Below are 20,712 nucleotides of genomic sequence, written 5' to 3'. Positions count from 1 at the left end.
GGTGACTGTCTGTATGCCATGCTGAATTACTTTCTCAAACGACTGTTGGGCCTCGTTCCCACGCTGCTGATCGTGGCGGTGCTGGTGTTCCTGTTCGTCCACATGCTGCCCGGCGACCCGGCGCGCCTTGCCGCCGGCCAGGATGCCAATGAGGAGACGGTGGCCATGGTGCGCCAGGAGCTGGGCCTGGACAAGCCGCTGCCGCAGCAGTTCGCGAACTTCTTCACCCACATGCTCCAGGCCGACTTCGGCACCTCGATCCGCACGCGGCGGCCGGTGTCCACGGAGATTGCCGAGCGCTTCTTCCCGACGGTGATGCTGACCATCACCAGCATGGTGTGGGCCGTGATCTTCGGCATGGGCATCGGCATTGTCTCGGCCGTGTTCCGCAACCAGTGGCCCGACCGGCTCGGCATGACGCTGGCGGTGTCGGGCATCTCGTTTCCGGCATTCGCCCTCGGCATGCTGCTGATGCAGATCTTTTCGGTCCAGCTCGGCTGGCTGCCGACGGTGGGTGCCAGCAGCTGGAAACACTACATCCTGCCCTCGATCACGCTGGGCGCGGCGGTGGCCGCGGTGATGGCCCGCTTCACCCGCGCATCGTTCGTCGAAGTGATCCAGGAAGACTTCGTGCGCACCGCACGCGCCAAGGGCGTGCGCGAACGCACCGTCATCGTCAAGCACTGCCTGCGCAATGCGCTCATTCCGGTGGTCACGATGATGGGCCTGCAGTTCGGCTTTCTGCTCGGCGGCTCGATCCTGGTCGAGGCGGTCTTCAACTGGCCCGGCCTCGGCCGCCTCTTGGTCGATGCCGTGCAGATGCGCGACTACCCCGTGATTCAGACGCTGGTGCTGCTGTTCTCGCTCGAGTTCATTCTGATCAACCTGGTGGTCGATGTGCTGTATGGCTTCATCAATCCCACCATCCGCTACAAGTGAGCAAGCAGCCATGACGCAAGCTTCCGGCATGCCTGCCGCCGAAACCATCGTTCCCCTTTCCCCCGTGGCCGCGGTGCAGACCGCAGGCAAGGTACGCACGCCCTGGGGCGAATGCTGGCGCCGCTTCAAGAAGCAACCGGTGGGCATCGTCGCCGCGGCCTTCGTGCTGCTGCTGGTGTTCATCGCGGTGTTCGCGCCGTGGATCGTGCCCTTCGATGCGGAGAACTTCTTCGACTACGACATGCTGAACACCGGGCCCTCGGCCACGCACTGGTTCGGCGTCGATCCGCTCGGGCGCGACATCTTCAGCCGCATCCTGATGGGCACGCGCATCTCGCTGGCCGCGGGCTTCCTGTCGGTGCTGGTGGGCGGCTTCGTCGGCACCGCCTTCGGCCTGCTCGCGGGCTACTACGAAGGCTGGTGGGACCGCATCGTGATGCGCATCTCCGACGTGCTCTTCGCCTTTCCGGGCATCCTGCTGGCGCTGGGCGTGGTCGCAATCCTGGGCAGCAGCATGACCAACGTGGTGGTGGCGGTGTCGGTGTTCAGCGTGCCGGCCTTCGCGCGGCTGGTGCGCGGCAACACGCTGGTGCTCAAGCAGCAGACCTACATCGAGGCCGAGCGCAGCATCGGCGCATCGGACTGGACCATCATCGTGCGGCACATCCTGCCGGGCACCATCTCTTCGATCGTGGTGTATTTCTCGATGCGCGTGGGTACGTCGATCATCACGGCGGCGAGCCTTTCGTTCCTCGGCATGGGCGCGCAGCCGCCGACACCCGAGTGGGGCGCCATGCTCAACGAAGCGCGTGCCGACATGGTCACCTCGCCCCACGTGGCGCTGTTCCCGAGCCTGGCCATCTTCTTCACCGTGCTGGCCTTCAACCTGCTGGGCGACGCGCTGCGCGATGCACTCGACCCGAAGATCGACCGCGAGTAGGCCATTCCTTTCTGCTTCATGGCACTGAATCCACCCCGCATCGGCCACCTGCCCCAGGGCCTGCGCAACACCGTCGCCGACGTCGAAGGCGTCACGATCGGCCACCGGACGCTCGATGACGGCGCGGTGCAAACCGGCGTGACGGTGATCCGGCCCCATGCCGGCGACCCGTTCCGCGACAAGGTGCCGGCTGCCGCCGTGGTGCTCAACGGCTTCGGCAAGAGCGTGGGCCTCGTGCAGATGGCCGAGCTTGGCGTGCTGGAGACGCCGATCGCGTTGACCAACACCTTCTCCGTCGGCACCGTGTCCACGGCGCAGATCCGCCATTGCGTGGCAGCCAACCCGGAGAGCGGCCGGGCGCTGCCCACGGTGAACCCGCTGGTGTTCGAGTGCAACGACGGGTTTCTCAACGACATCCAGCGCCTGGCGGTGAGCGAGGACGACTACCTGCATGCGCTGGAGAGCGCCGGCAGCGACTTCGCGCAAGGCTCCGTGGGCGCCGGGCGCGGCATGTCGTGCTTCCAGCTCAAGGGCGGCATCGGGAGCGCATCGCGCCGCGTGTCGTCGCAGCACGGCGGCGTGCACACGGTCGGCACGCTGGTGCTGGCCAACTACGGCCGGCCGTCGCAACTGGTGCTGGCCGGCCATTCGGTCGGCGAGCAACTGGTGGCCAGGCTGGCCGCGGAAGGCAGCCGGACATCGAGGGAGCCGGAAAAGGGCTCGATCATCATCGTGCTGGCCACCGACGCGCCGCTCGACGCTCGCCAACTGCGCCGGCTGGCGCTGCGCGCGGGCGCGGGGTTGGCACGCACCGGCTCGGTCTTCGGCCACGGCAGCGGCGACATCGTGCTGGCCTTTTCCACCGCCTACACCGTGCCCGACGTTGCGCAGCGCCCGATGCCCGCCATCGCGATGGTGCACGAGAGCCTGCTCGACGGGCTGTTCGAGGCCGCCGCGGACAGCACGGAGCAAGCCATACTTCATGCACTGTGGCACGCCACGCCCGTGACCGGGCGCGACGGCCACCACCGGGCGACGCTGACCGAATTGCTGCCCTCTTCCGCTCTTTCTTCTCTCGCACCGACGAACGCCCCATGAAAGTCCTGATCTCCACCGACATCGAAGGCGTCGCGGGCGTCTACCACGCGGAGCAGACGCGCCCCGGCAATCCGGAGTTCGAGCGCGCCCGGCTGCTGATGGCGCAAGAGGCCAACGCGGCCATTGCGGGTGCCTTCGAGGCCGGCGCGACCGAAGTGCTGGTCAACGACTCGCACGGCGGCTTTCGCAACATGCCGCCCGACGTGCTCGACCCCCGCGCCCGCGCGGTGCAGGGCAAGCCGCGCTACCTGAGCATGGTGGCGGGCGTCGAGGAAGGCGTGGACGCCGTCTGCATGGTGGGCTACCACTCGCGCGCGCAGGGGCGCGGCATCCTGGCCCACACCATCAACAGCTTTGCCTTTGCCGGCATCCGGCTGGGCGACCAGGAACTGGGCGAAGCCGGACTCTATGGCGCATTGGCGGGCGAATACGGCGCGCCGGTCGTCATGGCCAGCGGGGACGATGTGTTCATCGCCGAGAACCGGGCGCTCTTTCCGCGGGCGGTCTTTGTCGAGACCAAGCGCGCCACCGGATTCACCAGCGGCGTGTCGCTGTCGCCCGAGCAGTCGCGCGAGGCGATCCGGGCCGGCGTGATGCAAGCGCTGGCCGGGCGCGCCGATGCAAGACCGCTGGTCTTCAAGGGTCCGCAGGTGGTCACGCTGCGCACCCAGTCGCCGGCGATGGCCGACCTGTTCTGCCAGTGGCCAGCTTTCGAGCGTGTCGACGGCGTGACCCTTCGATTCACCGCCGAAACCGTGGAAGCTGCGGTGCGAATGCTGAACTGCTGTTCAGCCATGTCGTCGATGCTGCGCTGAAAGTATTACTCCCTCTCCCTCCGGGAGAGGGCTGGGGTGAGGGCCGGCAGCGGTAAACCTTGCGCAACTGCCCTCTCCCCAGGGAGAGAGTGGACAAACGCGAATCGCCCGCGGGCGTTATCCTTGCCTTGCGAGAGTACTCCCGCCTTATCCAGAATAAGCATTCAACCGCCCGGAAACCCGCATGGGCATTGAAGAATAAGCTTATCCGCATAAAGCGCGAACCAAAAAATAGTTTGCTTCCATAAGCCGCGCTTACAAAATCGCGGCTTCTTGCTGGGGCGCCCCGTTGGACGTGCGGCACCGCACCTTCTTCAAGAATCACACGATGTACCAATACACAGACTTCGATCGCCAGTTCGTTCGCCAACGCGCTGCCCAATTCAGAGACCAGCTCGAGCGCTGGCAAAAGGGCAAGCTTGCCGAAGACGAGTTTCGCCCGCTGCGGCTGCAAAACGGCTGGTACGTGCAGCGCTATGCACCCATGCTTCGCGTGGCCGTGCCTTATGGCGAACTTTCGAGCCGCCAGCTGCGCGTGCTGGCCCGCATTGCCCGCGAGTACGACGAGCCCGAAGCGGAGGTCTACCGCAAGGCCATCGAAACGCAGGGCCTGCTCGGCAGCCACAAGCTGCCCACGCACTATGCGCATTTCTCGACGCGCCAGAACGTGCAGTACAACTGGATCCCGCTCGCCAAGTCGGCCGACGTGATGGACCTGCTGGCCTCGGTGGACATGCACGGCATCCAGACCAGCGGCAACTGCATCCGCAACATCACGAGTGACGAGCGCGCCGGCATCGCGGTCGACGAGATCGCCGATCCGCGCCCCTACGCCGAAATCATGCGCCAGTGGAGCACGCTGCACCCCGAGTTCGCGTTCCTGCCTCGCAAGTTCAAGATCGCGATCACCGGCGCCGCCGAAGACCGCGCCGCCACCGGCTGGCACGACGTGGGCCTCAAGATCGTGAAGAACGAAGCCGGCGAGATCGGCTTTCGCGTGCAGGTGGGCGGCGGCATGGGCCGCACGCCGATCATCGGCACCGTGCTGCGCGAGTTCCTGCCGTGGCAGCAGATCATGAATTACCTCGAAGCGGTGATCCGGGTCTACAACCGCTACGGCCGCCGCGACAACATCTACAAGGCGCGCATCAAGATCCTGGTGAAGGCCGAAGGCCAGCGCTACATCGACGATGTCGAGGCCGAATACAAGCAGATCATCGAGCACGACGGCGCACCGCACACCATCACGCAGGAAGAGTTCGACCGCGTGGCCGCCTCCTTCGTGCCGCCGACGCTCGCGACCCGCGTGCTGCAAAGCGCCGAGAAGACCGACGCCGAGCTGCGCGCCCATGCCGCCGACGACGTGTTGTTCGCCCGCTGGCTGGCCCGCAACGTGGCCGCGCACAAGAACCCCGCACTGCGCGCCGTGACGCTCTCCTTCAAGCGCCTGAAGCAGGCGCCCGGCGATGCCTCGGCCGACCAGCTCGACACGCTGGCCGAACTGGCCGACCGCTTCTCGGCCGGCGAAGCCCGCGTCACGCACGACCAGAACGTCGTGCTGCCCTGGGTGCATGCCGAAGACCTGCATGCGCTGTGGCTCGCGGCCCGCGCGGCCGGCTTTGCCAGCGCCAACGTGCACCTGCTCACCGACATGATCGCCTGCCCCGGCGGCGATTTCTGCGCGCTGGCCAATGCGCGCTCCATTCCGATCGCCGAGGCCATCACCGAGCGTTACCAAGACCTCGACGAGCTCGACGACCTGGGCGAGATCGACCTGCACATCAGCGGCTGCATCAATTCCTGCGGCCATCACCACAGCGGGCACATCGGCATCCTGGGCGTCGACAAGGACGGCAAGGAGTGGTACCAGGTCACCCTGGGCGGCTCCGACGGTTCCGCGCTCAGCGGCACGCCGCAGGCCGGCAAGGTGGTCGGACCCTCGTTCTCGGCGGCCGAAGTGCCGGGCGTGATCGAGGCCGTGCTCACCACCTACCGCGACACGCGCGAAGGCGGCGAGACCTTCATCGACACCCTTCGCCGCGTGGGCCAGGACCCCTTCAAGGCCGCCGCCAACGGTGCGCGCTTCAAGGAGGAGGAAGCAGCATGAGCCGCAAACTGAACATCCTGGCCGCCGAGGAACACATTGACGACGGCGACCCGAAGGTGCTGCAGCTGCCCAACGATGCCGACCCGCTCGCCATCGAGGTGTGCCTGGAAGACATCGAGCGCATCGACCTGAACTTTCCGAAGTTCACCGACGGCCGCGCCTACAGCCAGGCCTTCCTGCTGCGCCGCCGGCTCGGCTTCAAGGGCGACATCCGCGCCACCGGCGACGTGCTGATCGACCAGCTGGTGCAGATGGAGCGCACCGGCTTCTCCAGCGCCGTGCTGAAGGAAGGCGTGGACGCCACCGACGCGCAGCGCCAGTTCGACCGTTTTTCCGCCTTCTACCAGGGCGACGCGGTCAAGACCGTGCCGCACTTCGCGGCCGCCGCCTGAGCCCGCATGGGAACCTCCGACATGAGCATCGCCACGGACATCGACTTCGCACGCATCAACACCGAGCTCGGCCGCAACGCCGAGGGCCTGGTGGACTGGGCGATCGGCCTCGGCCAGCCCTCGATCGTCACGACCAACTTCCGTCCGTTCGAGGCCGTGATCCTTCACATGGTCGCGCGCGCCAAGCCGGATGTTCCCGTGATCTGGATGGACAACGGCTACAACACCGAAGCCACCTATCGCTTTGCCGACGAGGTGACCGGGCAGCTGGGCCTTCGCCTGCACATCTACCTGCCGCGCCGCTCGCGTGCGCACCGCGAAGCGGTCGAAGGCCCGACCCCGGCGCTCGACGACCCGCGCCATGCCGCGTTCACCGAGGAAGTGAAGCTGGAGCCCTTTGCACGCGCGCTGCGCGAAACCGCGCCGAAGGTCTGGTTCACGGCGCTCAGGGCCACCGACACGGCCGTGCGCGCACAGATGGACCCGGTCAGCGTCAATCCCGACGGCCTGATCAAGGTCGCGCCGCTCTTGCATTGGTCGTCCAAGGACCTGTACACCTATTGCGAGGCCCACGGCCTGCCGAACAACTTCGACTACGTGGACCCGACCAAGGGCGAAGACAACCGCGAATGCGGATTGCACCTGTCGCACTGAGCGCCACCGCCCCGTTCCCACCGCATCCAGCACCCCCAATTCCATGAACGCCCGTACCGAATCCGAACTGCTGGCGCCGCCCATGCACTCTCCTGCGCACCTGTCCAATACCCACCTCGACGCCCTCGAGGAAGAAACGATTTTCATCCTGCGCGAAGTGGCGGCCGCTTTCGAGCGCCCCACCCTGCTGTTCTCGGGCGGCAAGGATTCGCTGGTGCTGCTGAAGTGCGCCGAGAAGGCCTTCGGCGCGGGCCGCATCCCTTACCCGCTGCTGATGATCGACACCGGCCACAACTTTCCCGAAGTGACGGCCTACCGCGACCAGCGCGCCCAGGAACTCGGCGCCGAGCTCATCGTGCGCAGCGTCGAGGATTCGATGGCGCGCGGCACCGTGCGCCTGGCGCACCCGGGCGAATCGCGCAATGCGCACCAGTCGGTCACGCTGCTCGAGGCCATCGAGGAATTCCGCTTCGACGCGCTCATCGGCGGCGCCCGCCGCGACGAGGAAAAGGCCCGCGCCAAGGAACGCATCTTTTCGCACCGCGACAGCTTCGGCCAATGGCAGCCCAAGGACCAGCGCCCCGAGCTGTGGACGCTGTTCAACACGCGCCTCGCACCGGGCGAGCACTTTCGCGTGTTCCCGATCTCGAACTGGACCGAGCTCGACGTGTGGCAATACATCGAGCGCGAGCACGTCGGCCTGCCCTCGATCTACTACACGCACAAGCGTGAAGTGGTGGAGCGCCGCGGCCTGCTGGTGCCGGTGACCGAACTGACCCCACCGCGCGACGGCGAAACCGTGCAGGTGCGCGACGTGCGCTTTCGCACCGTGGGCGACATCACGACCACCTGCCCGGTCGAGAGCCTGGCCGCCGACGCCGGCGACGTGGTGCTGGAGACGCTGTCGGTCGACGTGAGCGAGCGCGGCGCGACGCGGATGGACGACATGACGTCCGAGGCTTCGATGGAAAAACGAAAGAAAGACGGTTACTTCTGATGAGCGCGACGACCACTGCAACTCCCGTCACGGCCGACATCCACGGCGACACCGGCACCGCCCTACGCTTCATCACCTGCGGCTCCGTGGACGACGGCAAGAGCACGCTGATCGGCCGCCTGCTGGTCGACAGCAAGACCGTGCTGCAAGACCAGCTCGCCGGCGTGCAGCGCGGCGGCGAAACCGACCTGGCGCTGTTGACCGACGGCCTCTCGGCCGAGCGCGAACAGGGCATCACGATCGACGTGGCCTACCGCTACTTCTCGACCGCCCGGCGCAAGTTCATCATCGGCGACGCGCCGGGCCATGAGCAATACACCCGCAACATGGTCACGGCCGCCTCGGCCGCCGATGCCGCCGTGGTGCTGGTCGATGCCACCAAGCTGGCCTGGGCCGCCGAAGTGGAAGACGGCACGGTCGTCAAGCGCGAACTGCTGCCGCAGACGCGCCGCCATACGCTGCTGGCGCACCTCTTGCGCGTGCAGTCGATCGTGTTCGCGGTCAACAAGCTCGACGCCATCGACGATGCCGGCCTGGCCTTCGAACGCATCTCGACCGCACTGAGCGTCTTCGCCGAAGCGGCGGGCGTCGAAGTCGCCGGCATCGTGCCGATTTCCGCCCTCAAGGGCTGGAACGTGGCCACGCGCCATGCCGACTGGGTCGGCTACGAAGGACCCAGCCTGCTCGAGCTGCTCGAACAGCTGCCGGTCACCGTGCAGGACGAGGCCGTGCCCTTCGCCTTCCCGGTGCAGTGGGTCGAAAAGTTCTCGTCCTCGGCCGACACCTCGCAGGGCCGCCGCGTGTTCTGGGGCCGCGTGGCGGCCGGCCATGTGGAACCCGGCCAGCGCGTGACCGTGCTGCCGAGCAACCAGACCGCCACGGTGGCGCAGGTGCTGAGCCACACGCGCCAGCCCAAGGCGGTGCATGCGGGCCACAGCGCCGGCATCGTGCTCGACCGCGAACTCGACGTGTCGCGCGGCGACTGGCTGCTGGCGCCCGGCGCCTTCGAGCCGGTGCGCGAGATCACCGCCACGGTGGCCTGGCTCGACGACGAGCCGCTCGTCGCGGGCCGCGTGTACTGGGCGCTGCAGGGCCATCGCTGGGTCAAGGCCAAGGTGGCGCGCATCGTCGATCGCGTGAACATCACGACGCTCGAATCGGAGCCCGCAACGCAGCTGGAAGCCAATTCCATCGGCGACGTGGTGCTGGCGCTGCAGCAGCCGCTGGCCGTGCTGCCGTTCACCCAATCGCGTGCATTGGGCTCGCTGGTGCTGGTCGATACGGCCACCCACAAGACCGCTGCGGCGGTGCTCGTGCAGCCTGCCGCCGCAAAGGCCTAAAATCCCGGGTTTTCCCCGACCTCACACTGACGTTAGAAGACAAATGACCCACGTCGTCTCAGAAGCCTGCATCCGCTGCAAATACACCGACTGCGTGGACGTATGCCCCGTGGATTGTTTCCGCGAAGGCCCCAACATGCTGGTGATCGACCCGGACGAATGCATCGACTGCGCGGTCTGCATCCCCGAGTGCCCGGTCAACGCCATCTATGCCGAGGAAGACCTCCCGGCCAACCAGATCGCGTTCATCAAGCTGAACGCCGAGCTCGCTCTGGCCGATGGCTGGAAGAGCATCACCAAGCGCAAGCCCGCCCTGCCCGACGCCGACGAGTGGAAAGACAAGACCGACAAGATCGGGGAGCTGGTGCGCTGAGCACCTCCGCAGTCCCCATTGAAACCGACGCCCTGATCGTCGGTGCTGGCCCTGTCGGCCTGTTCCAGGCCTTCCAGCTGGGCCTGCTCGAAATCTCCTGCCACATCGTCGATGCGCTGCCCGCTGCGGGCGGCCAATGCGTGGCGCTCTATGGCGACAAGCCGATCTACGACATTCCGGGCACCCCGGTGACCAGTGGACGCGCCCTTGCGCAATCGCTGCTGGCGCAGGTCGCGCCCTTCAAGCCGCAGTTCCATTACGGCGAGCAGGTGGCCACGCTCGCCCGCCAGGACGACGGGCGCCTGCTGCTGACGACCTCGGCCGGCAAGGCTTTCCTCGCCAGGACCGTGTTCATTGCCGCCGGCGTCGGCGCCTTCGTGCCCAAGCGCATCGCGGTCGAAGGCATTGCCCGGTTCGAAGGCAGCTCGCTCTTCTATCACCCCGATTCGCTGGACCGCTTCGTGGGGCAGACGGTGGTGGTCAATGGCGGCGACGACGTCGCGCTGGCAACCGCCCTCGCGCTCGCGGACATTGCCAGGCACGTCACGCTCGTTCACCGGCGCGACGGCTTCCAGGCCGACGAGAGCCTCGTCGCCTCGATGCGCGCGCGGGTGGCCGAAGGCAGGCTGGCCTTCAAGGTCGGCCAGCCCACGGCCTTCGATGGCAAGCAGTTGCAGGTCACCACGCCCGATGCGACGACGGTCGACCTGCCGCTCGATGCGCTGGTCGCCTGCCTGGGCATTTCCCCGCGCCTCGGCCCGATTGCCGACTGGGGCCTCGCGCTCGAGCGCAAGCAGGTGCCGGTCGAGACCGAGACATACCAGACATGCGAGCCCGGCGTCTTCGCGGTGGGCGACATCAACACCTATCCGGGCAAGAAGAAGCTCATCGTCTGCGGCTTCCACGAGGCCACGCTGGCCGCCTGGGGCGCCGCGGCCCTCGTGTTCCCGGGCAAGGCCATCCCGCTGCAATACACGACCACCAGCACGCGGCTGCATGAGCTGCTCGGGGTCGCCGGCACCTCGTCCCGCTAGGCCGCGGGCAACAGCGAACGGTACTCGCCGATGAAGCTGCCGATGGCGGCAACGAAGCGGTCGATGTCCGTATCCGTGATCGGCAGCGACAGCACGACGAAGCCGCGCGGCGAGGCGTAGATGCCCTGGCGCAGGAGGTGGAAGAACAGCAGCTGGCGCAACCGCCCGTCCACCGCCGCCAAGTCGTCCACGCGCCGCACTTCGCCCCTCAGGAAGTGCGCGTTCATCAGCGATCCCACCCCGGTGAACTGCATGGCGACGCCTTCCCCGTCGCACAGGGCGTTCAGCCGCGCGCGCATCGCCTCGCCGCGCCCGGCCAGCGCGCCGGCCGCTTCGGGAGTGAAGAGTTTGGTGAGGCCCGCATACCCGGCCGCCATGGTCATGACGTTGTTGTTGAAGGTGCCCGAATGCGTGAGCGAGCCCGTGCGCGGATCGAATTGCGCCATCACGTCGGAGCGGCCGCCGAAAGCGCCGAAGGACATGCCGCCGCCGATGTACTTGCCTAATGTGGTGAGGTCGGCCCGTATGCCCAGTTGGTTGGCCAGGCCGTTCGGTGCCAGGCGCGAGGTCATGACCTCGTCGAAGACCAGCAGCGCACCGGCCTTCGTCGCACCTTCTCGAAGGGCGTGAAGAAAGTCGAGCCGGCCCGGAATGCAGCCGCTCGCGCCCTGCATCGGTTCGACCAGGATCGCGGCGATTTCCGCACCGTGCCTTTCGATCTGCTCGCTCGCCGCCGCCGCGTGGTTGTAGGGCAGCACCAGGAAGTCGAAGGGCACCGTCGTCGGCAAGGGCCTGGCGCCGAAGCCGAGCACGCCGCCGTGATACCCGCCCGAGAACACCATGATCTTTCGCCTTGCCGTGAAGTGCAGCGCGGCCGTGAGCGCCATCAGGTTCGCCTCGGTGCCGGAGTTGGTGAAGCGCAAGCGTTCGATCTGCGGAAAGCGCTCGCAGATGGCCTTGGCCAGCCGCCCTTCGAGCAGGTTGTGCCCCGTGAGGTTGATGCCGCCCTGCATCGCCTCGATCACGGCGTCGCGGATCTCCGGCGCCGAGTGGCCGTAGACGCCTGCCGTGTACTCGGCGATGAAGTCGGCATAGCGGTGGCCGTCTGCGTCCCAGAGCACCGCGCCTTCACCCCTGGCGATGGTGAGCGGGAACGGCGCGTAGAAAAGCACCGAGCGGCTGTTGGCGCCGGGCATGTAGCGCGAGTGCTCTTCGAACTGGCGCCGGCTTGCGGGGTTGCTGTCGGCGAAGCGTCGATGAGCCCCTGCGAGGGCGAGGTCGATGGCGGCGTCGGTCATGGTTTTTAATTGCTCGCTGATCAATTAATATTGTTTATACAGCCAATTTTCCTGCCGCACAATGGCAGCATCCATGAAGAAACCTGCCACCGAGCCCAGACCCAGGACCGCAGGCCGCCCTCCCGGCGGTGGCGCGCTGTCGAAACGGCGCATCGCCGAAGCCGCCCTGGCGCACATCGACGAGTTCGGCCTCGGCGCTTTCAGCATGCGGGAGATCGCGGCACGGCTCGGCGTCTACCCGGCCGCGGTGCACTGGCACGTGAGCACGCGCGAGGCACTGCTTGCCGAAGTGGCCGCCATGGTGATGGCCGATGTCACGCCGCCGCGGGGCAAGCAGGGCTGGCAGGAATGGATCGCGCAGCTGTTCCGCCGCTGCCGCGCCGCCGTGCGCCGCCACCCGAACGTGGCGCAGTTGCTGGGCGCGCAGCTGGTGTCGAACGGCAGCCTGCCGACCGAGCTGGTCGAGGGCGTGCTCGCGGCGCTGGTCGAGGCCGGGTTCGAGGGCGAGCCGCTGCTGGAGGCCTACAACTGCGTGGTCGCGGCCATGCTCGGCTTCGTGACGATGGAGTTCTCGCCCCTGCCTTCCGACAACACGCAGGCCTGGGCCGAGGAGCTGCGCGAGCGCGTCCACACCATCCGTCCGCTCGACCATCCGGTGCTCGCGCGCAACCTGCCGCTCCTGGCCAACCGGGCCTTCATCGTGCGCTGGGACAACGGCGGCAGCGTTCCGCTGGACGCCAGCTTCGAGCGCCATATCCAGATCGTCATCGATGGTTTGGAGTCTTTCGCGCGCAGGCTCGTACAATAGTTTCCGCTTTGCGCCACGGCGCGGAGCACCACCGCTAGGGGTGTCGAACCGGGATCCGTTCCCGGGGCTGACTGAGAGAGTCCCTTTGAACCTGACTGAGGTAATCCTCGCGCAGGGAAGCTGGTCCGGCGGCCTGTCGCGTTGTCTCGCGCGATGGCCTTGCCGCCGGGACCTCGCCCACCTGCCAAACCTTTTGCACTGGAGCAACTGGATGGCACATGACGACGACTTTTCTTCCGCCAACGAGGCGCTGACGCCGCTGCCCGCGTCCAGGCGGGTGTTCGGCTGGAATGACCACGCATCGCTGTGGTTCAGCCTGGGCGTGGGGCTGCTGGTGATGCAGATCGGGGCCTACCTGGTGCCCGCCGTGGGCACGCGCGACGCAGCCATCGCAATCGTGCTGGGGTCGCTGCTCGGTGCCGGCCTCTTGGCCTGGACCGCGCGGCTGGGCTGCGAAAGCGGCCTTGCGAGCGCCGGGCTGATGCACGCCACCTACGGCAGCGCCTTCGCACGATTGCCGGTGCTGCTGAACATCGTGCAGCTGGTGGGCTGGACCACCTTCGAGCTCGTGATCATGCGCGAGGGCACGCAGGCCATCGGCCAGCAGGCGTTCGGCCTGACGCTCACCGGGCCGCTGGGCGGCGCCCTCACCACGCTGCTCTGGGGCGCTGTGCTGCTGGCGCTGCTGGCAGGCTCGATGGTGAAGCTGGTGCGGCGTTTCGTGAGCCGCTTCGGCCTGCCGCTGGTGGTGCTGTCGCTGCTCTGGCTGACCTGGCAGTTCGCAACGCGCCTGCAGGCCAAGGGCCTCGACGACTTCTGGGCCCGGCCGGGCGACGGCGGCATGGGCATATTCGGCGCGCTCGATCTCGTGATTGCCATGCCGGTGTCGTGGCTGCCGCTGGTGGCCGACTACGCGCGGCACGGCAAGCGCAGCGCGGGGGGTCTCGGCAGTGCCTTCAGCGGCACCTGGATCGGCTATGCGCTGGCCAACGTCTGGTGCTATGCGCTCGGCGTGATGGTGGTGAGCGTTGCGGAGCCGGGCACCGGCCTGGTCACCGCCCTGCTGCTGGCGCAAGGCGGCCTGGTGGCGCTCGGCCTCATCCTCATCGACGAGCTCGACAACGCCTATGGCGACGTGTACTCGGGTTCGGTGTCGACCCACAGCCTGCTGCCGCGCTGGAGCGTGCGCCAATGGGGCCTGCTGCTGGCGGCGCTTTGCACCGCGCTGGCGCTGGTGCTGCCGATGCACACGCTCGAGCCGTTCCTGCTGATGCTGAGTTCGGTGTTCGTGCCGCTCTATGGCGTGATCCTGGGCCGGCTGGGCACGGGCCAGTCGATGGCATCGCTGGGCACGCGCCGGGTCGACCTGGGCGCGGCGCTGATCTGGATCGGCGGCATCGCGGCCTATCACGCCTGCGCCCGCTGGGCGCCGCAGTTCGGCTCGGCGCTGCCGACGCTGGCGGCCACCTTCGTGCTGGCCTGGATCAGCCGGCCCAGGCCCACGTCTACGACGGCAGGCGATGCGTCGGCACTGGCGCAAAGCCGTGGTTGAGCGGACCGTGCCCGGCACCGACCTGCACGCCGGCACCGGCGGCCATGGCGCCGACGACAAAGGCGCGCGCGCGCTCGACGGCCTCGGGCAGCGCCGCGCCGAGCGCAAGTTGCGCGGCAATGGCGGACGACAGCGTGCAGCCCGTGCCATGGAGGTTGCGGCTCGCGATGCGGGACGAGGACAGGCGCTTGCGCACGCCATCGCGCCCCAGCAGCACATCGACCACGTCGTTGCCCGCCAGATGGCCGCCCTTGAGCAGCACGGCCCGTGCGCCGAGCGCCAGCAATTCGTCGGCCGCCGTATCGAGCGCATCGACGCCGTCGATCGCATGGCCGATGAGCAGGGCGGCCTCGTCGAGATTGGGGGTCACCACCACGGCGCGCGGAAACAGCTCGCGCACCAGCACCTGCACCGTCTCCGAAGCAATCAGGCGGTCGCCGCTGGTGGCAACCATCACCGGGTCGAGCACCACGTTCGGCAGCCGGTAATGATCGATGGCCCAGGCCACCACCTCGACGACCTCGGGCGCATGCAGCATGCCGAGCTTCACCGCATCGACGCCGATGTCCTCGACCACGGCCTGGATCTGCGCCTTGAGAAAAGCCGGCGGCACGCCATGGATGCCCGACACGCCCAGCGTGTTCTGTGCAGTGAGGGCGGTGATGGCCGTCATGCCGTAGCAGCCGAGCGCCGCGAAGGTCTTGAGGTCGGCCTGGATGCCGGCACCGCCGCCGCTGTCGGAGCCGGCGATCGAGAGCACGCGGGCGTAGCGCAGGGGCGCTTGCGGCGCGACGGGATGTGCAGCTTGGGTCATGCCGAAAATTATCGGCGACTCGGCTCGCCCTGCGCCCTCCCCCTCCGGGGAGCAAGACCATGAGCCTGCCATTTCGATCGGCCGCGATCCTCGGCGCGGGCCTCATGGGCCGGCTGCTCGCGGTCACGCTGGCACAGGCCGGCTGCAAGGTGGCGCTGTTCGAAGCCGGCAGTCCCGAAGCCGAAGGCGCTGCCGCGCGCGTGGCAGCCGCCATGCTCGCGCCGCTGGCCGAATCGGCCGTGGCGCCGGTGTCCGTCGTGCGCATGGGCCACCACGCGCTCTCGCGCTGGCCCGAACTGCTGGCGCCGCTGGCACAGCCCGTGTTCCTGCAACGCGAAGGAACGCTGGTGCTGTGGCACCGGCAGGATGCCGCCGAGGCGGCACGGCTCGCACGCGTCCTGGCGCGCACCGGTGCCGAGGTGCCGGAACTCGCCCCGATTCAGGCGCTCGACGGCGCGGGCATTGCCGCGCTGGAGCCATCGCTCGGCCAGCGCTTCGCGCAGGGTTTGTTCCTTCCCGGTGAAGGCCAGCTCGACAACCGCGCGCTGCTCTCGGCCTTGCTCGCGACGCTGCAGGCCAGCCCGCAGGTCACGCTGCATTGGCAGTCCCCGCGCGCGCCGGCCGACTTTGCGCCCGGCGCGCCGGGCCAGCCCGACTGGGTCATCGACTGCCGCGGCCTTGGCGCGCGGCCGCAATGGAGTGCCCTGCGCGGCGTGCGCGGCGAAGTCATCCGCGTGCACGCACCCGAGGTGGCATTGCAGCGGCCCACGCGGCTGGTGCATCCGCGCTATCCGCTCTACATCGCACCCAAGCCCGGCGGCGTGTTCGTGATCGGCGCGACCGAGATCGAGTCGGACGACATGTCGCCCGCCAGCGTGCGCTCCACGCTCGAACTGCTGAGCGCGGCCTACGCGGTGCACAGCGGCTTTGCCGAAGCCCGCATCCTCGAGATCGCGACGCAGTGCCGCCCCACGCTGCCCGACAACCTGCCCGCCATCCGCCAGCCGCAACCGCGCGTGCTGCAGATCAACGGGCTGTACCGCCACGGCTTCATGATTGCGCCGGCCGTGCTCGACGCCGCGATGGAACTGCTCGTGCATGGCCGCTCCACGCTCGCGCAGGACCTTGGCCTCAACACATCCGAAGCATGACGATGAACGTCCTGATCAACGACAAGCCCTTTGCACTGCCCGAGCGCGCCACGCTGGTCGACGCGCTGGCCGCAGTGGACGCCGTGCCGCCCTTCGCGGTGGCGGTGAACCGCGAGTTCGTGCCGCGCTCCGCCTATGGCGCGCGCGCACTGCAACCCGAAGACCGCATCGAAGTGATCCGCCCGGTGACCGGCGGCTGAACCACAAGCGACATAGCGATGGAGACGACCCACACCATGACAACCACTTCTTCCATGCCGGACAGCGATCCGCTGGTTCTCTACGGCCAGACCTTCCAAAGCCGCCTGCTGCTGGGCACCGCGCGCTACCCTTCGCCGGACCTGCTCGAAGCCGCGGTGAAGCGCGCGAAGCCCGCCATGCTGACCGCTTCGCTGCGGCGGCAGTCCGCGAGTCCGGGTGCGAGCGACAGCGGCAACGGCTTCTGGGAGCTGTTGCGGCGCCTGGCGGTGCCCGTGCTGCCCAACACCGCCGGCTGCCACAGCGTGCAGGAAGTGATCGCCACGGCGCAGATGGCGCGCGAGCTCTTCGACACGCCGTGGATCAAGCTCGAACTCATCGGCGACGACTACACGCTGCAGCCCGACACCCTGAACCTCGTCGATGCCGCATCGCAGCTGATTCGCGACGGCTTCCAGGTGCTGCCCTATTGCACCGAGGACCTCGTGCTGTGCCAGCGGCTGGTCGATGTGGGTTGCCAGGCCGTCATGCCGTGGGCCGCGCCCATCGGCACCGGCCGTGGCCCGGTCAACCCCTACGCGCTGCAGCTGCTGCGCGAACGGTTGAGCGTGCCGATGCTGGTCGATGCGGGCCTCGGCCTGCCATCGCATGCCTGCCAGGTGATGGAATGGGGCTACGACGGCGTTCTGCTCAATACCGCGGTGGCGCTCGCGCAAGACCCGGTGTCGATGGCCGGCGCCTTCGCCGAGGCCGTGCAGGCCGGCCGGGCCGCGTATCGTTCCGGCGCCATGGCCGCGCAGGACTCCGCTCAGCCGAGCACGCCGGTGCTCGGCACGCCCTTCTGGCATCACGCACCATGATCGCATCGAACGACCCTCGGGCCGTAGCCCATGCCATCGTCGCAGCCCACGGGCTGCGCTTCGGCGCCATCACGGCCGCAGCCATTTCGGCGGGCAGATTCTCTTCGGACGATCCGGTGTATCGCGGCGCCAAGCAGGCCTGCTCGGCACTCGGCTTCATCGAGATCGATGCCGAATGCCTCGCGCTCGCGTGGCAGGCCCGGACCGTGCGCACCGGCGCGTTCGATGCGAACCAATGGCCCGAGACGCCGGCCGATTTCGGCCTGCGCCCCTTTCCGCCCACCGCGCGCGACGATGCCTTCGCACCCTGCCCCGAGCGCCTCGGCCTGTATGCCGTCTTGCCCGATGCGCAATGGGTCGGCCGCATGGCACGCGCCGGCGTTCCCACCGTGCAGTTGCGCTTCAAGTCGGACGACGCATCGGCCATCGAACGCGAAGTGCAAGCGGCTGTCGACGCGGTGCGCGGCACGGGTGCGCTTCTCTTCATCAATGACCATTGGCAAACAGCCATCGCCGCCGGTGCCTACGGCGTTCACCTGGGCCAGGAAGACCTCGATGCGCTTGCGCCCGAGCAGGTCCGGCGGATTCGCGATGCGGGCCTGCGGCTTGGGGTCAGCACCCACGGCTATGCCGAGATGGTGCGCGCCGATGCAGTGAGCCCAAGCTACATCGCGATGGGCGCGGTGTATCCGACCACCCTCAAGAAGATGGCGACGGCCCCGCAGGGCGTCGCACGCCTCGCGGCCTATGCGCGCCTGTTGCGCGGCTATCCGCAGGTGGGCATCGGCGGTATCGACGCGGTGCGATTGCCCGAGGTGCTTGCCACGGGCGTCGGCTCGGTGGCCGTGGTGCGCGCGTTGGTCACGGCAGAAGACCCCGAGGCCACGGCCGCGCAATGGATGGCCGCCGTGGGCGCAGCTTCCGCCTGAACAGAACAAGATGACAACACGAATCCACCCTCCCTCACGGCCGCTGTCGCCCATCTCGCATGCAGTGGCCGCCGCCTTGCTTCTTGCCGCCAGCGCGGCGCAGGCGCAGCAAACAGAGCTGCCCGCCATCACGGTGAACGAAAGCAATGCCGCACCGCAAGCCGAGGTGAGCGGCTTCGGCGATGTGCCGCTGCGCGAGCTGCCGCTGTCGGCCACGGTGATCGACAGCGCGCAGCTTCGCGCGAGCGGCGCACGCCGCCTTGCGGATCTCACGCAGTTCGATTCCTCGGTGACCGATGCCTACAACTCGGCCGGCTACTGGGACTACCTGACGGTGCGCGGCTTCGTGCTGGACAACCGCTTCAACTACCGGCGCGAAGGCTTGCCGATCAGCGCGGAAACCTCGATTCCGCTCGACAACAAGGAACGCGTCGAGATCTTGCGCGGCACCAGCGGCATCCAGGCCGGCACCAGCGCGCCGGGCGGGCTGGTCAACTACGTGGTCAAGCGGGCGACCGAGCAGGACCTGCGCACGCTGCGGCTGGAAACCACCAGCCGCGGCAGCATGCTCGGCGCGCTCGATCTGGGCGGGCGCTTCGGCGCGGAGCGCGAGTTCGGCTATCGGCTCAACGTGGCGAACGAAAACCTCAAGCCGCTCACCCACAACCTGGACGGCAACCGCAACCTGTTTTCGCTCGCCGGCGACTGGCGCATCACGCGCGATTCGGTGCTCGAGTTCGAGATCGAGCGCAGCCACAAGACGCAGCCGAGCCAGAACGGCTTCAGCCTGCTGGGCAGCGCGCTGCCCGCGCCGGTCGATCCGAAGATCAACCTCAACAACCAGCCGTGGTCGCAGCCCTCGGAATTCAATGCGCTCACCGGCAGCGTGCGCTTCAGCCAGGCGCTCAACGCCGACTGGCGCTGGAGCGCGCAGATCGGCCAACAGCGCCTCAAGACCGACGACCGCCTGGCGTATGCCTTCGGATGCGGCGCCGAGGGCAACTACGACCGCTATTGCTCCGACGGCACCTTCGACTTCTATGACTTTCGAAGCGAGAACGAACGGCGCACCCAAACCGCCGGCAGCCTGAACCTCAAGGGCACCGTGATGACCGGCAGCGTGAAGCACGAACTGGGATTCGGCCTGCTCGCGAGCCGTGTGCGCAACCGCTTCCAGGACCAGGCCTACAACTATGTCGGCACCGGCAACGTGTGGGCCACGGCCGTGGTGCCGCCGGACCCCACGCTGACGGACGCCAACACCCACCGCGACGAGCGTTCGACCGAGCTCACGGTGCAGGACGCCATCCGATGGAACAGCCGCTTCACGACCTGGCTCGGCGTGCGCCATACGCGGCTGGACCGCGACAGCATCCGCACCGACGGCACGCGCCCCACCGGCTACAAGGACGGCCTCACCACGCCATGGATCGCTGCGAGCTACGCCATCCAGCCCGGCCTCCTGGCCTACGCGAGCTGGGGCAAGGGTGTCGAATCACAGGTGGTTCCCAACAAGAGTTCGCAGTACACCAACGCTGGCGAGGCATTGCCCGCGCTGACATCGCGCCAGTGGGAATTGGGCCTCAAGGGCGGCAGCGAGGCTTTCAGCTGGCAGCTCGCATGGTTCGACATCAAGCGCCCCATGACGAACCTCGATGCCTGCAACCGGCTCGGCACCACTCCCTGCGACGCGCGCTACGACGGCAGCGCGGTGCACCGCGGGCTCGAAGCCGGCGCGCAATGGAACACGGGACCATGGCGCCTTGGCGGCAGCGTCACGCTGATCGATGCCAAGCGCCGCGGCAGCACCGCCGAGCCGGCGACCAACGGACAGTCGCCCACCAATGTGCCCAAGCAGGTGCTGCGTGCGCAGGCCGGCTACCGCGTGGCGTCGGTGCCAGGCCTCGAACTCCTGGGACAGCTGTCGCACGAAGGCCGGCGCAACGTGCTGCCCGACGGTTCCATCGCCCTGCCCTCATGGACGCGCGTCGATGCGGTGCTGCGCTACGACACCAGGATGCGTGGCGTGCAGACAAGCTGGAGCCTTGCCATCGACAACCTCTTCGACCGCCGCTACTGGAAGGAATCGCCCTACCAGTTCGGCCACGTGTACCTCTTTCCCGGCGCGCCGCGCACGCTGCGCCTCGGGCTGAGCGTGTCGCTCTGAGCACGAGCCCAAAAATTTTCCAGAAATTTATTCCGGCCGCATCGGCCCCTTCAAAACGCCAAAAAAACCACGCTATAATCTGAGGCTTGTTCCTCGATAGCTCAGTTGGTAGAGCGCCGGACTGTTAATCCGTAGGTCCCTGGTTCGAGCCCAGGTCGAGGAGCCACTACAAGCCGCAAGGCCTCTGGAAAGCCCGCTACATTCTTTGTAGCGGGCTTTTTACTTTTTGGGCGGGATATTTGGCAA

General features: G+C 67.7%; 20 protein-coding genes, 1 tRNA gene and 1 riboswitch. Of the genes, 19 read left to right on the top strand and 2 right to left on the bottom strand.

Features of this window, described 5'->3' with window-relative positions; genetic code table 11:
• Window positions 1–18: 18 nt before the first annotated feature.
• From gsiC to ABID97_RS15350, 11 genes are all read left to right on the top strand, one after another.
• The gene (gene gsiC / locus ABID97_RS15400; protein WP_354399318.1) at window positions 19–939 is read left to right on the top strand and encodes a glutathione ABC transporter permease GsiC; all 921 of its coding nucleotides are present in this window, start codon (window positions 19–21) and stop codon (window positions 937–939) included.
• A gap of 10 nt (window positions 940–949) precedes the next feature.
• The gene (gene gsiD / locus ABID97_RS15395) at window positions 950–1,879 is read left to right on the top strand and encodes a glutathione ABC transporter permease GsiD (protein WP_354399317.1); all 930 of its coding nucleotides are present in this window, start codon (window positions 950–952) and stop codon (window positions 1,877–1,879) included.
• Window positions 1,880–1,897: 18 nt separating this feature from the next.
• Window positions 1,898–2,977 carry a DmpA family aminopeptidase gene (locus ABID97_RS15390; protein WP_354399316.1) on the top strand — a complete coding sequence of 360 codons (1,080 nt, stop codon included), beginning with the start codon at window positions 1,898–1,900 and terminating at the stop codon, window positions 2,975–2,977.
• A complete protein-coding gene (locus ABID97_RS15385) occupies window positions 2,974–3,792 on the top strand; it encodes a M55 family metallopeptidase (RefSeq protein WP_354399315.1) in 819 nt (272 codons plus the stop codon). The genes ABID97_RS15390 and ABID97_RS15385 overlap by 4 nt, the downstream gene beginning before the upstream one ends.
• A 328-nt stretch (window positions 3,793–4,120) precedes the next feature.
• Window positions 4,121–5,899: a nitrite/sulfite reductase gene (locus ABID97_RS15380; protein ID WP_354399314.1), complete on the top strand. Its 1,779-nt coding sequence runs from the start codon at window positions 4,121–4,123 to the stop codon at window positions 5,897–5,899.
• Window positions 5,896–6,291: a DUF934 domain-containing protein gene (locus ABID97_RS15375; RefSeq protein ID WP_354399313.1), complete on the top strand. Its 396-nt coding sequence runs from the start codon at window positions 5,896–5,898 to the stop codon at window positions 6,289–6,291. Before ABID97_RS15380 ends, ABID97_RS15375 begins: the two co-directional genes overlap by 4 nt.
• A gap of 21 nt (window positions 6,292–6,312) precedes the next feature.
• Window positions 6,313–6,945: a phosphoadenosine phosphosulfate reductase domain-containing protein gene (locus ABID97_RS15370; RefSeq protein WP_354399312.1), complete on the top strand. Its 633-nt coding sequence runs from the start codon at window positions 6,313–6,315 to the stop codon at window positions 6,943–6,945.
• 43 nt (window positions 6,946–6,988) lie between these two features.
• The gene (gene cysD, locus ABID97_RS15365; protein WP_354399311.1) at window positions 6,989–7,942 is read left to right on the top strand and encodes a sulfate adenylyltransferase subunit CysD; all 954 of its coding nucleotides are present in this window, start codon (window positions 6,989–6,991) and stop codon (window positions 7,940–7,942) included.
• Window positions 7,942–9,282 carry a sulfate adenylyltransferase subunit 1 gene (locus ABID97_RS15360; RefSeq protein WP_354399310.1) on the top strand — a complete coding sequence of 447 codons (1,341 nt, stop codon included), beginning with the start codon at window positions 7,942–7,944 and terminating at the stop codon, window positions 9,280–9,282. The genes cysD and ABID97_RS15360 overlap by 1 nt, the downstream gene beginning before the upstream one ends.
• Window positions 9,283–9,325: 43 nt before the next feature.
• On the top strand, window positions 9,326–9,655 hold the full coding sequence (gene fdxA / locus ABID97_RS15355) for a ferredoxin FdxA (protein ID WP_354399309.1): 330 nt from the start codon (window positions 9,326–9,328) through the stop codon (window positions 9,653–9,655).
• Complete coding sequence (locus ABID97_RS15350; protein WP_354399308.1) at window positions 9,613–10,689, top strand: NAD(P)/FAD-dependent oxidoreductase; 1,077 nt, start codon at window positions 9,613–9,615, stop codon at window positions 10,687–10,689. Before fdxA ends, ABID97_RS15350 begins: the two co-directional genes overlap by 43 nt.
• Here ABID97_RS15350 and ABID97_RS15345 read toward each other — a convergent pair.
• Window positions 10,686–11,987, bottom strand: a complete 1,302-nt coding sequence (locus ABID97_RS15345; RefSeq protein WP_354399307.1) for an aspartate aminotransferase family protein — start codon at window positions 11,985–11,987, stop codon at window positions 10,686–10,688. The two genes, ABID97_RS15350 and ABID97_RS15345, sit on opposite strands and share 4 nt — an antisense overlap.
• 73 nt (window positions 11,988–12,060) lie before the next feature.
• Between ABID97_RS15345 and ABID97_RS15340 the strand changes: the two genes are divergently transcribed.
• Together ABID97_RS15340 and ABID97_RS15335 are read left to right on the top strand one after the other, a co-directional pair.
• Window positions 12,061–12,795 (top strand): TetR/AcrR family transcriptional regulator, encoded by a 735-nt coding sequence (locus ABID97_RS15340; protein ID WP_354399306.1) that lies wholly within the window; start codon window positions 12,061–12,063, stop codon window positions 12,793–12,795.
• Between the two features lie 26 nt (window positions 12,796–12,821).
• Window positions 12,822–12,930, top strand: a riboswitch (TPP riboswitch).
• A gap of 76 nt (window positions 12,931–13,006) precedes the next feature.
• Entirely contained in the window at window positions 13,007–14,347 is a 1,341-nt protein-coding gene (locus ABID97_RS15335) for a purine-cytosine permease family protein (RefSeq protein ID WP_354399305.1), read from the top strand.
• On the opposite strand, the gene thiD is transcribed toward ABID97_RS15335, so the two are convergent.
• Window positions 14,301–15,161, bottom strand: a complete 861-nt coding sequence (gene thiD / locus ABID97_RS15330) for a bifunctional hydroxymethylpyrimidine kinase/phosphomethylpyrimidine kinase (RefSeq protein ID WP_354399304.1) — start codon at window positions 15,159–15,161, stop codon at window positions 14,301–14,303. The two genes, ABID97_RS15335 and thiD, sit on opposite strands and share 47 nt — an antisense overlap.
• A gap of 59 nt (window positions 15,162–15,220) precedes the next feature.
• Here thiD and ABID97_RS15325 point away from each other — a divergent pair, with 59 nt between their 5' ends.
• From ABID97_RS15325 to ABID97_RS15300, 6 genes are all read left to right on the top strand, one after another.
• On the top strand, window positions 15,221–16,312 hold the full coding sequence (locus ABID97_RS15325) for an FAD-dependent oxidoreductase (RefSeq protein WP_354399303.1): 1,092 nt from the start codon (window positions 15,221–15,223) through the stop codon (window positions 16,310–16,312).
• The gene (gene thiS / locus ABID97_RS15320) at window positions 16,309–16,512 is read left to right on the top strand and encodes a sulfur carrier protein ThiS (RefSeq protein WP_354399302.1); all 204 of its coding nucleotides are present in this window, start codon (window positions 16,309–16,311) and stop codon (window positions 16,510–16,512) included. The genes ABID97_RS15325 and thiS overlap by 4 nt, the downstream gene beginning before the upstream one ends.
• 54 nt (window positions 16,513–16,566) lie before the next feature.
• Window positions 16,567–17,370, top strand: coding sequence for a thiazole synthase (locus tag ABID97_RS15315; protein WP_354401771.1), 804 nt, complete (start codon window positions 16,567–16,569; stop codon window positions 17,368–17,370).
• Window positions 17,367–18,299 (top strand): thiamine phosphate synthase, encoded by a 933-nt coding sequence (gene thiE / locus ABID97_RS15310; RefSeq protein WP_354399301.1) that lies wholly within the window; start codon window positions 17,367–17,369, stop codon window positions 18,297–18,299. The genes ABID97_RS15315 and thiE overlap by 4 nt, the downstream gene beginning before the upstream one ends.
• Window positions 18,300–18,309: 10 nt before the next feature.
• Entirely contained in the window at window positions 18,310–20,466 is a 2,157-nt protein-coding gene (locus ABID97_RS15305) for a TonB-dependent siderophore receptor (RefSeq protein WP_354399300.1), read from the top strand.
• Between the two features lie 90 nt (window positions 20,467–20,556).
• Window positions 20,557–20,632 (top strand) — tRNA-Asn (locus tag ABID97_RS15300).
• The last annotated feature ends 80 nt before the right edge of the window (window positions 20,633–20,712 follow it).

The sequence above is a fragment of the Variovorax sp. OAS795 genome (assembly GCF_040546685.1).
GTDB lineage: Bacteria > Pseudomonadota > Gammaproteobacteria > Burkholderiales > Burkholderiaceae_C > Variovorax.
This window is presented reverse-complemented; position numbering and strand designations above follow the sequence as displayed.